The sequence below is a fragment of the Pseudomonas sp. E102 genome (genome assembly GCF_052660185.1).
The window spans coordinates 1,823,992-1,839,054 of record NZ_CP084025.1; the positions used below are offsets into that span (position 1 = coordinate 1,823,992).

Here is a 15,063-nt window from a genome sequence, read left to right on the forward strand (position 1 = left end):
TACTCCCCACCTTTGCCTTCCGGACCCGGGCCGTATGACTTTCGACTCACCCTTGAGCGCTTGGCAACACGCTATCGAACACCATGGTTTTGTCCAGGATGAAGCCCAGGAGTTGGCCATCATGGCCCTTGAGCAATGCCACAAGGCATTGCATGAGGGCCGCAAGTCGATCAAGGGCGTCTATCTGTGGGGGCCGGTCGGGCGCGGCAAGACGTGGCTCATGGACCGCTTCTATGAAAGCCTCAAGGTTCCGGCCCGTCGGCAACACTTCCACCATTTCATGGCCTGGGTGCATCAGCGCTCGTTCCAGCTCACCGGCACACCGGACCCGTTGCAGGCGCTTGCGCGGGAGTTGAGCCGAGAAGTGCGCGTGCTGTGCTTCGACGAGCTGTTCGTCACGGACATCGGCGATGCGATCATTCTTGGCCGCCTGTTCCAGGTCATGTTCGAATTGGGCATGGTTGTGGTCAGCACCTCCAACCTGCCGCCGGATGAACTTTATGCCAGCGGCCATAACCGGGAGCGATTCCTGCCGACCATCGCGTCCATCAAACGCTACATGCAAGTAGTTCCGGTCAACGGCTGGCAAGACCACCGCCAGCACCCGGGGGCGCTGCAGCAGCGCTACTGGGTGCGTGACCCGGCCCAGGCGGACCCTTTGGCGGAGGTCTTCGACCGGTTGAGCAAGGGGCAGGCACCTGTCAGTCAGCCGATCGAAGTCGGCCATCGCCAGGTTGTGGCGCTCAAGGCTTGTGACAAGGTGCTCTGGAGCCGCTATCCGGATCTCTGCGAACAACCGTTCTCGGCCGTCGACTTCATGGCGCTGTGCGACCGTTTCAGCGCCATCCTTCTCAGCGATGTCCCGTGCCTGAGCGCCGAACAGCGTGAAGGGCGTATCGCCCGTGGCACCGAGGACGGGGTGGAGCGGGTCGAGGCCGGCGACCGCGAGTTGCCGCAGCTGTCGATACACGACGATGGCGTCCGTCGGTTCATCGCCCTGGTCGATGAGTGTTATGACCGAAAGGTGCCGTTGTATCTGTCGGCCCAGGTTCCGATGGACCAGTTGTACACGGAGGGCTATCTGCAATTCCCGTTTCGCCGTACTCTCAGTCGCCTCCAGGAAATGCAATTGCAACGTTTCGGTCACCTCGCCTGACCGGATCCCGCCGCGGCCAAGCCGCCGGCCATACCGAAAACGAGATGGAAGATCATGGAAGAAGCCAAGGAAATCCTTGTATTGCAAGCCAGCTACAGCAATCCGATCCATGCCGAAGCGATTTGCCACGTGCTCAACGGCTATGCCGAGGATCCGATGGGTGGCGGCCATTCGCTACCGGCCGAAGTGCTTGCGCATTTGCCCCAGGAGCTGGCCAAGCGCGCGCATGCCTTCAGTGTGCTGGCGTTCGTCAATGGTGAACCGGCAGGGTTGATCAATTGCTTCGAGGGTTTCTCGACGTTTGCCTGCCGACCGTTGGTGAACGTCCACGACGTTGCGGTGATGCCAGCGTTTCGCGGGCTGGGCTTGAGCCAGAAGATGTTGCAGAAAGTCGAAGATATTGCCCGCCAGCGTGGGTGCTGCAAGATCACCCTGGAAGTGCTGGAAGGCAACGCCGTGGCCCAGGCCAGTTATGCCAAGTTCGGTTTTGCCGCCGGCATGTTCGACCCGGCCCATGGCCGTATGTTGTTCTGGATCAAACCCCTGTAGCAACGGGGACTTTTCGGCTACTTCAAAACGACCTGGCCCACCGGCCCCTTGGGTTTCATGAGGCTGAAATCGATCAGCGCCTTATGCTGGCTTTGATAGGGGTTGCCGATCAGCAATGGGCGCGCCGTGAACGAATCGCTGACCAGGCTTTTGCTCCGGTCCAGCTCATCGAAGTTCAAGCCCGCCAAGTCCGCCCAGGTGTGGATCAGGTGTGAGCTGCTGTAAGGACGTGACAGGTCGCCGGTGAAGTTCCAGTCATGGGTTTCGCGCCATTTGGGCGAGGCCCAGGCCATGAACGGAATGGTGTACATCGGCGCGGTCGGCTTGCCTTCGTTGCGGCCCAGGGTGTCATGCCCTGGCGAATCGAAGACGTCCTCGCCATGGTCCGACAGGTACAACAGGAAACCGTTGGGGTCGGTGCGGGCGTAGTCCTTGATCAGGCTGGAGACGACGAAGTCGTTGTACAGCACCGCGTTGTCGTAGCTGTTGTAGGTCGGCACCTGGTCGTCACGTACGCCGGCGGGCACGCCCTGGCGATCGGTGAATTTATTGAAGGTCGGCGGATAGCGGTATTGATAACTCATGTGTGTGCCGAGCAGGTGAACCACGATCAGCTTGCGTGGCGCGGTGTCCGCCAGGGCTTTGTTGAACGGTTCGATCACGTCGCCATCGTATTGCGCGGCATTCTGGTTGCGGTTGTTGTTCAGGTAGACCTGCTCATCGGCCTGTTGGGAGAAGGTTGTGAGCATGGTGTTGCGCTTGGTCATCGTCTGCTGGTTGGTGATCCAGAACGTCTTGTAGCCGGCCTGTTTCATCATGCTCACCAGTGACGGTGTGCTGAGGTAGAGGTCGGGACTTTCCTCGTCGGCGAAGGTCAGCACCTGCTGCAAGGCTTCGATGGTGTAGGGCCGCGGGGTGATGACATTGTCAAATACCGCGAGTTGATCCTTGAGCTTGTCCAGCTCCGGCGTCGTTTCCCTCGGATAGCCATACAGGCTCATGCGCTGGCGATTGGTGGATTCGCCGATCACCAGCACCAGGGTCGCGGGCTGGTTGGCCGCGCTGTCTTTGAGGTTGCGCAGGGGCGCGATCTTGCTGGTGCTGTGAAGCATGCCTTGCATGTTTTCCAGCTGTTCACCGTAGCGACGATAAGCCACCAGCATCTGCCAGGGCACGGCCGGCTCGATGCGATCCTCGAATTTCTCCAGACCGCCGGCAAGCGTGCCAGTACGCAGGGTCTGCTTGACCAATGGGTAACCGACGACGGCAACGACGATCAGGCCGGCGGCGATCATCGCCTGGCCCCGGGGCAAATAGACCGGGCGCAGGCGTGTCCAGAGGAAATAGCCAACCAGGGTGTGTGCGAGGAACGCCGGCACCATCCACCAAGCGAAATACTGGGTCATGTATTCGCCGGCTTCGTTCACGTTCGACTCGAACATGATAAAGATGACGCTTTGGGAAAATTCCTGCTGGTAAATAAAGAAATAGCCCAGGCTGGCCATCGAGCATGCCCACAGCACCACGCCGATCGCCGCGGCGAGCAGGCGCGTGCGAGCCGGAAACAGCAGCAGCGGCGCCAGCCAGAACGCACTCATGACGAAGGCTTGGCGAAACCCGGTGAAACCTGAGGTATCGCTTGCCAGGATAAGCAATTGGGTAATGCCGGAAAAATACCAGAAGAACAGAAAAAGCCAGCCGAACCCGGCCCAATCGAAACTTTTCGCAGTCGTTTTGCTGCGTTTGAACACACTCATCAAGCGCTCCAGCTTTTGCCGACGGGGTCCACTGGCACCGATCTGGCGCCGGCAGTATGCGTCGTAACTATTTGTCAGCGCAGGAGTATTGCGAGGGTGGTGTGAAAACTTCGTGAGTTTTTTGCAGGCGAATCATGGCGTCCGGTTCCGCTGGTGTGGCGGGAACGGCTTTGTGGCGATGGAGCAAGCTCGATCGCCACAAGGGTAATTGGGAGTGTTTGTCAGTGTGACACCGGCTCGCCCGGTGCCACGTGCCGCCTGGGCCAGAATCAGCGAGCCAAAGCCTGGCTCTGGTAAGGAAGCTGTGCGTGTTGCAACTGCAAGCGCAACTGCGTCACTTCATCAAGCAGCAAATCACGCTCTTCTTTCAGCAGGCGTAGTTCGTCGCGACGAATGGTCACGTAAAGGGTCTGAGGAGGACGTGCGGTAACGACAGGGCCCATTGCTCACCTCGCAAATGGCTACATCAACTAGAGAGATGTCGTCAGTTTCTTGGCGACAATTCTTTATCGGCACCAATTCTGAATACTTTTGCCCGTTGATGGAACTTTTTTATTTTTCATGGTCGACGTGTCTTCGGCGGGTTATTGAACGTTATCCTTTGTGATCGGGCGATTTACCCGGAAACTATGCGGCAATGCTCTGGACTAACCTCCACAAGTCACCTTGAGCTAAACCTTTGACACACCTTAATTTGTAGTAGGGAGCATCAGCACATGCAACTCGGGATCATCGGACTGGGCCGCATGGGCGGCAATATTGCACGGCGCCTGATGCTCAATGGGCACACCACCGTTGTTTATGACCGCAATGCCGCTTTCGTCGAAAACCTGAGCCAGGAAGGCGCGACGGGGGTCGCGGACCTGCCGGCGCTGGTCGCCGGGCTGCAAAAGCCTCGGGCGGTCTGGGTCATGCTGCCGGCCGGCGCACCCACCGAGGACACCATCAACGTGCTCAGCGAACTGCTGGAGCCGGGCGACGTGGTCATCGATGGCGGTAACACGTATTACAAGGACGACATCCGCCGCGCCCAGACGCTGTCGGAAAAAGGCTTGAACTACATTGATGTCGGCACCTCCGGTGGCGTCTGGGGGCTCGAGCGCGGTTACTGCATGATGATCGGTGGCGACGCCGACGTCGTTCGTCGCCTGGACCCGCTGTTTGAAAGCCTCGCGCCAGGCATGGGCGATATTCTACGCACCCGTGACCGCAAGTCCGACGACGATCGCGCCGAACGAGGCTATATCCATGCGGGCCCGGCCGGCTCTGGGCACTTCGTCAAGATGATCCACAACGGCATCGAATACGGAATGATGCAAGCGTTCGCCGAGGGCTTCGACATCCTCAAGACAAAATCCAGCGAAAGCCTGCCGCCTGAACAGCGCTTCGACTTGAACCTGGCCGACATCGCCGAAGTCTGGCGTCGTGGCAGCGTGGTGTCGTCCTGGCTGTTGGACCTGACCGCCGATGCATTGGCCAGCGATCCGAAGCTGGATGGCTTTTCCGGCGAAGTGGCCGACAGTGGGGAAGGGCGCTGGACCATCGAGGCCGCCATCGAGCAAGCGGTGCCGGTGCCGGTACTGTCCAGTTCGCTGTTTGCCCGTTTCCGCTCCCGTCAGCAGGCCACCTATGGCGACAAGATGCTCTCGGCCATGCGCTTTGGCTTCGGCGGCCATGTGGAGACTACGAAAAAATGACCTCGATCGGCAGGAAGTCCAAGGCTCAACCTGCGCCACCGACCACGCTGTTCCTGTTCGGTGCCCATGGAGACCTGGTCAAGCGCTTGCTCATGCCGGCGCTTTACCACCTCAGCCGTGACGGGCTGTTGGGGGATGGCCTGCAGATCGTTGGTGTTGACCACAACGCCATCAGCGATGTGGATTTTGCAAAAAAGCTCGAGGATTTCATTCGTAGCGAAGCGGCGAGCAAGGGCGGCGATCCCGACCGCGCGCTCGATCCGACGCTGTGGGCCAGGCTGGCCCAAGGCATCAGTTACGTCCAGGGTGACTTCCTCGATGACAGCACCTACGAAGCGCTGGCGGCGAAAATCGCCGCCAGCGGCACTGGCAATGCGGTTTTCTATCTGGCGACCGCGCCACGTTTTTTCAGTGAAGTGGTCCGCCGCCTTGGCGCGGCCGGGCTGCTTCAAGAGCAGGATGACGCCTTCCGGCGCGTGGTGATCGAGAAGCCGTTCGGCTCCGACCTGCACACCGCCGAGGCGCTCAATGCCTGCCTGCTAAAGGTCATGGGCGAAAAGCAGATCTATCGGATCGACCATTACCTGGGCAAGGAGACGGTGCAGAACATTCTGGTCAGCCGTTTCTCCAACAGCTTGTTCGAGGCGTTCTGGAACAACCACTACATCGACCACGTGCAGATCACGGCCGCCGAAACCGTTGGCGTCGAAACCCGTGGCAGTTTTTATGAGCACACCGGCGCCCTGCGGGACATGGTGCCCAACCACTTGTTCCAATTGCTGGCGATGGTCGCCATGGAACCGCCGGCCGCTTTCGGTGCCGACGCGGTGCGCGGCGAGAAGGCCAAGGTGGTGGGGGCGATCCGCCCCTGGTCGGTGGAACAGGCGCGCGCCAATTCGGTACGTGGCCAATACACGGCCGGGGAAGTAGGCGGCAACGCAGTGAAGGGTTACCGCGAGGAAACCAATGTCGCGCCCGACAGCAGCACCGAAACCTACGTCGCCCTGAAAGTCATGATCGATAACTGGCGGTGGGTCGGCGTGCCGTTCTACCTGCGCACCGGCAAGCGCATGAGCGTGCGCGACACGGAAATCGTTATCTGCTTCAAACCGGCGCCTTACGCTCAGTTCCGTGACACTGAAGTCGACGAATTGCAACCTACCTACTTGAGAATCCAGATCCAGCCTAACGAAGGCATGTGGTTCGACCTGTTGGCCAAGCGGCCTGGGCCGGCCCTCGACATGGCGAATATCGAGCTGGGTTTTGCCTACAAGGATTTCTTCGAAATGCAGCCGTCCACGGGTTACGAAACCCTGATCTACGATTGCCTGACAGGCGACCAGACGTTGTTCCAGCGCGCCGACAACATCGAAAACGGCTGGCGCGCGGTGCAGCCGTTCCTCGACGCGTGGCGAGAAGACGCAACGGTGCAGCCGTACAAGGCCGGAGAGGATGGCCCGGCGGCTGCTGATGATCTGCTGACTCGCGACGGTCGCGTCTGGCATGGCCTCGGATGAGTAATCAGCTGAAACGCCCGATCCGCTTCCTGCTAAGTGATATGGACGGCACCTTACTGCTGCCTGATCACAGCCTCAGCCAGCGCACCATCGCCGCCGTCCGCTCGTTGCGCGAGGCCGGCGTGTTGTTCAGCCTCGCCACCGGACGGCCGCCACGGGCAATGTTGCAGCAGATCGAGGCGCTGGGCGTCGACCTGCCGACAGCAGCGTTCAACGGCGGTACGCTGGTGCATCCGGACGGCACCTTCCTGACCGTGCATTACCTGCCGCCCGAGGCGGCGCTGGCCACCCTGGCCTTGTACGCCGATCAGCCCGGCATCGAGGTCTGGGTGTTTGCCGACGGCGATTGGCTGGTGCGCGACGCCAATGGGCCCATGGTGCCGGTGGAAACCCGTGGCCTGGGTTATCCGCCTGTCGAAGTGGACAGTTTCGAACCCTATCTGGAGCGCATCGACAAGATCGTTGCGACAAGCGCCAACACAGACTTGCTGGTGGAGCTGGAGGCGCGCTTGCACCCACTGCTCAAAGGCCAGGCCCAGGTATCGCGTTCGCAACCGATCTATCTGGACGTGACCGCGATGAAGGCGAACAAGGGGGAGGCGCTGTCGACCCTGGCCGAGTTCCTCGGCGTGCCGCTGGAGCAGACCGCCGCAATGGGGGATGGTGGCAACGACCCGGCGATGTTCCATCGCGCGGGGCTTTCGATTGCGATGGGGCAGGCCGAAGAGGCGATCAAGCGCCAGGCTGACGTTGTCACCGCAGCCAACACCGAGGACGGTGCGGCGTTGGCGATCGAGCGGTACATCCTGCCGCGGTGACTTCCCTTCCATCCCGGATGATTGGGCGGGCTCTTTCTTATGGTGGTCATGCTTGCCAGCCGCCGTTTTTTCCCGAGCCTGAAATTTGTTTCCATCAAGTTGTAAGACAACTGCCCCGCTGGCTTGAGTATTGGGTAGAATCCGACGCTGATCGGATTATGGGAGGAAACAATGGGGAATAGCTCAACTCAGGGCGGTGATACGCGCATGGCCACGCCACTGGAACGCTTCATGCAATCGGAGTCCTCGGGCGGCATCGTGCTCATGTTTTCGGCGCTCGCCGCGCTGATCGTGGCTAACAGCCCACTGTTCACCACTTATACCAGCGTACTGCATGCCTCTTTTCTGGGTATGTCTGTTGAACACTGGGTCAACGATGCGCTGATGGCGATATTTTTTCTATTGGTAGGCCTCGAGATCAAGCGTGAGATGCAGATTGGCGAACTCGCCAAATGGAGCCAGAGGGCACTGCCGGGTTTTGCCGCCCTGGGGGGCATGATTGTCCCCGCGCTTATCTACGCCTGGGTCAATAGGCATTCTTCTGAAACGTTGGCGGGTTGGGCCATCCCCGCAGCAACCGACATTGCATTTGCGCTGGGTGTGCTCTCGTTGCTGGGCAACCGAGTGCCGATGTCTCTCAAGGTCTTCCTCTCAGCCCTTGCCATTCTGGATGACCTGGGCGCGGTCGCTATCATTGCCATGTTCTATACCAGCGGCCTGGACGTGACCATGCTTGCGGCTTCCGCTGGGGTGATTGCAGTGTTGCTGATCATGAACAAGGCCGGGGTAACCAGACTGTTGCCCTATCTGGCGCTGGGTTTGGTGTTGTGGGTGCTGGTTCTAAAATCCGGTGTACACGCAACGCTGGCGGGGGTCGCACTTGCCTTTTGCATCCCGCTGAACAAAGACGCCCCTGCGGAGGATTCCCCATCCCTCAGGCTTGAACGACGGTTATCGCCGTGGGTCGCTTTTCTCATCATGCCGATCTTCGGTTTTGCCAATGCCGGCGTCTCCCTGGCGGGTGTGTCATTGAGCAATCTGCTGGATCCCGTGCCGTTGGGGGTCGCCGCGGGACTGTTGCTGGGCAAACAGCTCGGCGTCTTCACCTTCGCGCTGGTGGCGATCAAGACCGGGCTGGCGCAAATGCCGACCCACAGTTCGTGGCGGCAAGTATATGGCGTGGCGTTGTTGTGCGGGATCGGGTTCACGATGAGCTTGTTTATCGGCAACCTGGCGTTTCCCGGTGCGCAGTTGTTGATCGATGAAGTGAAGGTTGGCGTATTGGCTGGTTCTACATTGGCTGCACTTGCGGGCATTCTGGTGTTGCGGTTTTGCGCCACTTCCAAGGCTTGAAAGAAGAAGACCGCCGAACGGCTTGATCTCACCTATAAAAAAACGGCGCTTATCCAGAAATGGAAAGCGCCGTTTTTTTGGTTCTGAAAAAGAACCGGTATTTCTTGGGGAAGTTATTCCGGCATCGACCAGGATTGAAGTTTGTAGCCTTCCTGGCTCAGTTCGGCACGGGCCTGTTTCAACAGGTCGGCAAGTTGCGCCGGGTCGGTGTAGGCGCTGCTTGGAATCTGGGTACGACCGATATGGGTATTGGTGCGGTCAATGACGGTCAGGCTCAGTTCGCCGTTACCGTCTTGTGGGGCCCAGGCCACGCATTGGAAAGGACGGAATGCGCGGTCGGCAATCAAAAGAGCTTCGTTGATACGGAGCGGGGCGTTCATGGCGTTTATCTCTCAAGGGTGCCCAATCAAATGATGTGCCGTCGGTTGGGCATACCGTGCGGCGGGTTACTTGTACTGATGTCCCGAACCCGGGACCAGGTCACACAATCTTTGAATAAATTTCGATTTTCTTTCAGACCAGGCTTTTCGGCTTTTGTTTGAAAGCGTGGTGAAAGATTCGACGCGCGGAAACTAACGAAGCGCATTTCTTATAACCGGTTTGTGGTCGACTTGATAACTAATCGATACAAGCAAGTGTCAACTTCTTGCTACTGTTACATGCAGGTTCGCCAAACGCCTGTTTCTAATCATATTTCCTTAATTTTGGCGCCAAGGATCAGTCATGATCGAAGCCAGTGCGTTGCGTCGCCTTCTCGTGGTTGACCCTTGTGATGATTGCCATCGCCTGATGCCAGGCTTGCGCGCCATCGGCTGGGATGTCGACAGCTGTTCCCTTGAGCATGCCAGCGACCGGAGCTGTGACGTCGGCCTCTTGCGCTTGCAGCCCTTCCATCTGGAGCGGCCGGAAGCGGTCAAGGAACTGATCAGCCGCAGCGGGACTGAATGGATCGCCGTGCTCAGCCAGGAAGTGCTGCGCCTGCAGAACGTCGGGGATTTTGTCTGCGAATGGTTCTTTGACTTCCACACCCTGCCGTTCGATGTGTCCCGGGTCCAGGTGACGCTGGGGCGGGCGTTCGGCATGGCGCGGTTGCGGGGGCAGGGCTCTGTCCACATCGATCAGCCTGAACACGAGCTGCTGGGCGACAGCAAGCCAATTCGCGAGCTGCGCAAGTTACTGAGCAAACTGGCGCCGGCTGAATCGCCCGTACTGATTCGCGGCGAGAGCGGCACCGGCAAGGAGTTGGTGGCGCGCACCCTGCATTGCCAGTCCCATCGGCGTAACAAACCGTTCATTGCGATCAATTGTGGCGCGATCCCGGAGCATCTGATCCAGTCCGAGCTGTTTGGCCACGAGAAGGGCGCCTTCACCGGCGCCCATCAACGCAAGATCGGACGGATCGAAGCCGCCCACGGTGGCACGTTGTTCCTCGACGAAATTGGTGACTTGCCGCTGGAATTGCAGGCCAATCTGCTGCGATTCCTCCAGGAAAAACACATCGAGCGGGTCGGTGGCAGCCAGCCGATTGCCGTTGATGTCAGGGTGTTGGCGGCGACACATGTGGACTTGGAAGCGGCCATCGAGCTCCGGCGTTTCCGAGAGGATCTGTACTATCGCTTGAACGTTCTGCAAGTCGTAATGGCGCCGTTGCGGGAGCGTCATGGCGACTTGGCGATGCTGGCGAGCCATTTTTCCCATTTCTACAGTCACGAAACCGGTCGCCGACCTCGCAGTTTCAGCGAGGACGCATTAGTGGCGATGGGGATGCACGACTGGCCCGGCAACGTGCGCGAGCTGGCCAACCGCGTCCGTCGCGGCCTGGTACTGGCGGAAGGGCGACAGATCGAAGCCCGGGACCTGGGCCTGGCCAGCCATCAGGGCGTCGTCGCCCCGATGGGTACCCTGGAAGACTACAAGACCCGCGCCGAACGCCAGGCTTTGAGCGACGTGCTCAATCGCCACAGCGACAACCTCAGCGTGGCGGCCCGTGTGCTGGGCGTGTCGCGTCCGACGTTCTATCGGCTGCTGCACAAGCACCAGATTCGCTGAACGGCCTCGCTCCCACAGTGGGGAGTCAGCTTTCCAGACCGCGTCGTTCGATCAGGCCAAATACGTCCGTCGCTTCCAGCCCCCACAACCGACCGGTAGGACGCCCCCACGATACTTGTGGGAGCGAGCTTGCTCGCGATGACATTCGAGATTTTGTACTGGGATTGCCCGCGCCAGTAAATGTCGCCATCGAAGCCAGCAATCTCCATCACCAGGATTCGCCGACCTGGCTAATGCGCAAGGCTGTGATCTCCCACAGTTGTCGATTGCATGATCAGCCTTTGCATCAGAAGTAATACGGGAATTTCAGGCTGAAGGTGAAATCCGGTGCGTCGTCGGTCAGCCCGATGGACAGGTTGGGCACGATGGTCAGGTTGTCGCTGGCGGCCAGGGTCATGCCGATGTTGAAGTAGCCCGCGTTGGCGTCGCTGGACACCACCGATTCCCAATCCCCGCCGTCCTGCTTGAGCTTGCTTTTCTTCTGGATCAAGTCGGAGACCGAAAACGACATGCTCATTTTCTCGTTCAGGGCAAAGGCGATACCCGCGCCGATCTGGAAGCTGTCGCCGATCCGCACCTTGCCAGGCACCTCCTGGTTGACGGTCGAGCTGATGTCGTCGAAGGATTCTTCGAAATTGTGGGTATAGGAAAGGCTGCCGAACAGCACGGCCGGATCGAACGTCTTGACCAGGGAGATGCCCGGGGTGATCGACCAGACGCCGTTGCCCGTGGGCAAGTCTTCGGGAACGAACAGGTTGGTGTTGGCCTGGGACTGGCGCAGCTTGATGCCAAACGGATCCTTGCCGGTGGGTGCCTTGACGCGAAGAGTCACCACGGCATCCGGGCTGCTGACCGATTCATCCATGAATTTGTAGGCGATGCCGAAATTCACGTCGCCGATGGTCGGGTCGCGGGTGACGGTTTCTTCGCTGGTCACCCCGGCGGCCCCTTGATTGGCGCCACCGGACTGGTAGGTTGATTCGCGATAGATCACCGGCACATTGAGGTCGAACTGCCAGCGGTTGTCGAAGTTGTAGCGACCGGTGAGGTCCAGCGTCCAGGTGTCGGCCTTGATCCGATCGAGGTTGATATTACCCAGAAAAATCGAATCCAGGGCCAGGAAACCGTTGAGGATCAGCTGTCGCGTGTCGTAGCGCGAATAAGTCACGCCGGTTTCGAAGCTGAATTTTCCGCCGCCGAAGAAGCCGCTGGCTTCATCGTAGAGGTTGGAGACGCTCTGGGCCGGCTGCGAATCGTCGGCCAGGGACTGTCCGTAACCGCTGCCTCCTGAACTGGCCGCGCCGCTGCCCGCCACGCCCTGGTTGCCTTTCATGTCGGCCGGGGATTTAGCCAGGCGCTTGGGCGGCGGGGCGGTGGGTTGGTCTTCCACCTGGCGGACGCGTTGTTCGAGGACCGCCAGGGCTTTTTGCTGGACCTCGTACCGTTGCTTGAGCTCTAGAAGTTCTTGTTTCAGGGCCTCGATGTCCGAGTCCGGTGCAGCTTGCACCAGAGTTGCCGGGAACATCGTGCTTAAACACATCACAGCGCGCAACGATACGGATCGATACATGAAATATGCCGTCCCTATTTGCCCAATGATTGGAGATCAGCGTAGATCAATATCCGAGGTTTCGAAGGCCGCGCAGCTGCGTAAGGTTGCAGTCCAGGGCTCCGGTGCTGGGGCCATTATTGTTCAGTACGACATTGAGCTGGGTCATGTTGTTGACCAGGTTGCTGTTACCCAGCAAGCGGGTGTTCTGCAGCAAGCCACCCTGGGCCACCTGCTGCAGGGTATTGCCCTGGTTATGGTTGGCCTGGATCGCCATCTGCACGCCGCTGCCGGTCGCGGTGACAGCGACGCTGCCGGCGGCGTTGCTGCCGCTGATGGTCTGGCCCTTGGTCAACAGTTGGCCTTGCGAGGGGGCCAGGGCAGGGGCGTGGCTGCTTTCCTTCACGTTGATGCTGACGTTGTTATAGGCCGTGTTGCCGTCACCCGCGGCTCGCACGCTTTGGGTCACGCCCTGGCCCGAGCCCAGGCCGGCGCCGCCGGTGACCGTGCCGTTGCCCTGTTCCGGGACGCTGCCGTTGCCGGTCTGCTTGATGGTGGACACATAGAACTGCGGTTTGACCGTCGAGGCCTGGATCTGCATGGAGCTTGACGCGCCGATCACGTCGCCACTGGCGTTCCGCCAGGTGCTGCTCATGACGATGCCAAAGCTGATGACTCGCCCAGGCATGACATAACGACCCCGAAGCTCGGCGAGTTCCTGATCCTTGACTTCGATGGGTTTGAAACCGGCGTGGGCAAGACCCGACGTCGTTGCGGCCAGGCAGGCCAGCGTGAGCCAGTATGAGGTTTTCATGTGTTGCTCCCGGAGCTTCCTGCTCCTTTTGTATTTTTATTGGCAGTTGTCCGGCGATTAGAAAAAATCGCTCTGAATGAAGCCGAAATCCATTAGTTCCGCGTCCTTGACCGGGTTGAAGCCGTCCAGTTTGTTGCGTGCCGTCAGGGGTTGCGGTGGGCTGCGCAACGCGTTGGTCTTGTCGTAGCCGGGGCCGACGATGGCGAAGACGATGCCGTTCCAGCCTTTGACGAATTCGTCATGGGCGTAGCGTTTGTGCCCCAGCACCGGGTCAGCGATGTAGACCCATTGCTTGTCGGATCGCTGCAGTACCACGAAGTGCTTGTAGCCGCGTATATCCATCAGGACCACGACTGGAATCGTCACCGCGGAAAGTTTCTCCGGCGGTATCCGATAGCCCCGCGCGCGCATGCCGATGGTTTCGACGTAGCGTTTCATGTCCAGCATGGAGAAGCCCTGGGTACGAACCAGGTCGTGGTCGGCATTGACCAGCATGCCCTTGATAACCTGTTCTTCATCCACGTCGAGCCAGTAGGCCTGGCGCAACACGGTGGCCAGTGCGGCGGCACCGCAGCTGAAGTCGGTTTTCTGCTCGACGATGTCGCTGAACTTGCGTTCGCGCACGCTCTGCACCGGTTTGTAGACGAGCATGCCTCCAGGCAGGGCGGCAACGGGCATCTGCGCGGCTTCGCTCGCGCAGGCAAAGCATAGACACAGGCAAAGCGCTCTCGCACGCATGATCGATACGCCTAGTGGATATCGGGAAAAGCCCCTGTGGGAGCGAGCAGGGCCCGCTGCCACAGGGAAGCTTTTTTTACATGCAGGCCTTGCAACCCGCAGCAATCGACAGCGAGTTGCTCTGCTGATTGCCCACGCCCGCCGACACGTTGGCGCCGCCGTTGCCGGAGAAGCCGTTCATGGAGTTGGTCATGGTTGCGTTGTTGATCACAGGGTTTTTCCAGCCGTCGCGGGTCAACACTTGTTGGGTGTTGCTGCCGGCCAGTTCGAAGGTGCCGACGGCGGAGAACTTGAACTTGTCGTCGTCGTGACCGCCACCGTAACCGCCTCTGTTGCCCCAGCCGCCGTCATCTTCGACGGTACCGTTGCCTTTGGCCTTGAAGGTGCCAGAAGCCTCGTAGCTGTTGGTAAGGGTGACAACCTCGTTTTTCTTCACGCCTTTGTTGTCGACCACCAGGCCGGTGGAAGACTGGTCAGCCGACGCAGCGGCTTGAGCCACCCGGCCGCCCGACACAGCGATGGCCAGGTTGTTTTTCTGCTGGTTGAAGTTGCCGGCGGTCACGTTGATGCCGATGTTGCCGGAGCCGTTGTTGCCCGCGTTGGTGAGCGACGCGTTGTTCAGCGTGGAGTAGTTCTTGACGTAGTTGTTGTTATTGACTTGCGTGGCGCTGGACATGGCGACAGCCGAGCCGAAGATGAAGCTTTCATCGGCGGTGGCCAGTGCGGCGGCATTGTCCTGCTGGTTGCCATCCCCGGCGGCGATGTTGGCGCCCATGTTGCCGTTGCTGCCATTGAGGGAATCAGTGGCCTCGGCGGTGTTTCGGGTCGCCTGGTTGGTCACTTCGTTGCCATCACTGTTCTGCACATCCAGCACCGTGGCCCCAGCGCCGGCGCTGATGGAGAGCAGTTGTTCCAGCGTTGGCCCTTTAGGACCGTGGTTGCCATGGCCGTTGCCATGACCATTGCCGTGACCGTTTCCGTCAGCCTGTGCAGCCATTGCCATGACAGCGGCGAGAGCGAAAACCAATGGTTTGAGCGCCATTGTGGGTTTCATGGTGTTTCTCCT

General features: G+C 59.7%; 14 protein-coding genes. 7 read left to right on the forward strand and 7 right to left on the reverse strand.

The window, feature by feature from the left end:
• Nucleotides 1–34 precede the first annotated feature (34 nt).
• On the forward strand, nucleotides 35–1,156 hold the full coding sequence (gene zapE, locus DOCECA_RS08370) for a cell division protein ZapE (RefSeq protein WP_445571739.1): 1,122 nt from the start codon (nucleotides 35–37) through the stop codon (nucleotides 1,154–1,156).
• Between the two features lie 54 nt (nucleotides 1,157–1,210).
• The gene (locus DOCECA_RS08375) at nucleotides 1,211–1,705 is read left to right on the forward strand and encodes a GNAT family N-acetyltransferase (protein ID WP_420766829.1); all 495 of its coding nucleotides are present in this window, start codon (nucleotides 1,211–1,213) and stop codon (nucleotides 1,703–1,705) included.
• 17 nt (nucleotides 1,706–1,722) lie between these two features.
• Here DOCECA_RS08375 and DOCECA_RS08380 read toward each other — a convergent pair whose 3' ends face one another.
• Both DOCECA_RS08380 and DOCECA_RS08385 read right to left on the reverse strand, forming a co-directional pair.
• On the reverse strand, nucleotides 1,723–3,462 hold the full coding sequence (locus DOCECA_RS08380; RefSeq protein ID WP_445571740.1) for a phosphoethanolamine transferase CptA: 1,740 nt from the start codon (nucleotides 3,460–3,462) through the stop codon (nucleotides 1,723–1,725).
• Between the two features lie 269 nt (nucleotides 3,463–3,731).
• On the reverse strand, nucleotides 3,732–3,905 hold the full coding sequence (locus DOCECA_RS08385) for a DUF6026 family protein (protein ID WP_196304772.1): 174 nt from the start codon (nucleotides 3,903–3,905) through the stop codon (nucleotides 3,732–3,734).
• 273 nt (nucleotides 3,906–4,178) lie between these two features.
• On the opposite strand from DOCECA_RS08385, the gene gnd reads away from it, so the two are divergent.
• The 4 genes from gnd to nhaA all read left to right on the forward strand — a co-directional run bounded on the left by gnd (nucleotide 4,179) and on the right by nhaA (nucleotide 8,847).
• Entirely contained in the window at nucleotides 4,179–5,159 is a 981-nt protein-coding gene (gene gnd, locus DOCECA_RS08390) for a phosphogluconate dehydrogenase (NAD(+)-dependent, decarboxylating) (RefSeq protein WP_434563898.1), read from the forward strand.
• A complete protein-coding gene (zwf, locus tag DOCECA_RS08395) occupies nucleotides 5,156–6,676 on the forward strand; it encodes a glucose-6-phosphate dehydrogenase (protein WP_434563900.1) in 1,521 nt (506 codons plus the stop codon). The genes gnd and zwf overlap by 4 nt, the downstream gene beginning before the upstream one ends.
• Nucleotides 6,673–7,494 (forward strand): HAD family hydrolase, encoded by an 822-nt coding sequence (locus tag DOCECA_RS08400; RefSeq protein WP_445571741.1) that lies wholly within the window; start codon nucleotides 6,673–6,675, stop codon nucleotides 7,492–7,494. The genes zwf and DOCECA_RS08400 overlap by 4 nt, the downstream gene beginning before the upstream one ends.
• A gap of 207 nt (nucleotides 7,495–7,701) precedes the next feature.
• A complete protein-coding gene (nhaA, locus tag DOCECA_RS08405; protein ID WP_434650942.1) occupies nucleotides 7,702–8,847 on the forward strand; it encodes a Na+/H+ antiporter NhaA in 1,146 nt (381 codons plus the stop codon).
• Nucleotides 8,848–8,960: 113 nt separating this feature from the next.
• On the opposite strand, the gene DOCECA_RS08410 is transcribed toward nhaA, so the two are convergent.
• The gene (locus DOCECA_RS08410) at nucleotides 8,961–9,227 is read right to left on the reverse strand and encodes a hypothetical protein (RefSeq protein WP_030142711.1); all 267 of its coding nucleotides are present in this window, start codon (nucleotides 9,225–9,227) and stop codon (nucleotides 8,961–8,963) included.
• A gap of 343 nt (nucleotides 9,228–9,570) precedes the next feature.
• Here DOCECA_RS08410 and DOCECA_RS08415 point away from each other — a divergent pair, with 343 nt between their 5' ends.
• Nucleotides 9,571–10,896, forward strand: coding sequence for a sigma-54 dependent transcriptional regulator (locus DOCECA_RS08415; protein WP_420766835.1), 1,326 nt, complete (start codon nucleotides 9,571–9,573; stop codon nucleotides 10,894–10,896).
• A gap of 286 nt (nucleotides 10,897–11,182) precedes the next feature.
• Here the strand turns inward: DOCECA_RS08415 and DOCECA_RS08420 are convergent, their stop codons facing one another.
• The 4 genes from DOCECA_RS08420 to DOCECA_RS08435 form a co-directional block, all read right to left on the reverse strand.
• Nucleotides 11,183–12,466, reverse strand: a complete 1,284-nt coding sequence (locus DOCECA_RS08420) for a hypothetical protein (RefSeq protein ID WP_434563902.1) — start codon at nucleotides 12,464–12,466, stop codon at nucleotides 11,183–11,185.
• Between the two features lie 46 nt (nucleotides 12,467–12,512).
• Nucleotides 12,513–13,259, reverse strand: coding sequence for a hypothetical protein (locus tag DOCECA_RS08425; protein ID WP_420766837.1), 747 nt, complete (start codon nucleotides 13,257–13,259; stop codon nucleotides 12,513–12,515).
• A gap of 57 nt (nucleotides 13,260–13,316) precedes the next feature.
• Nucleotides 13,317–13,997 carry a C39 family peptidase gene (locus tag DOCECA_RS08430; protein ID WP_420766838.1) on the reverse strand — a complete coding sequence of 227 codons (681 nt, stop codon included), beginning with the start codon at nucleotides 13,995–13,997 and terminating at the stop codon, nucleotides 13,317–13,319.
• A 76-nt stretch (nucleotides 13,998–14,073) separates the two neighbouring features.
• Entirely contained in the window at nucleotides 14,074–15,051 is a 978-nt protein-coding gene (locus DOCECA_RS08435) for a heme utilization protein (protein ID WP_445571742.1), read from the reverse strand.
• Nucleotides 15,052–15,063: the final 12 nt, after the last annotated feature.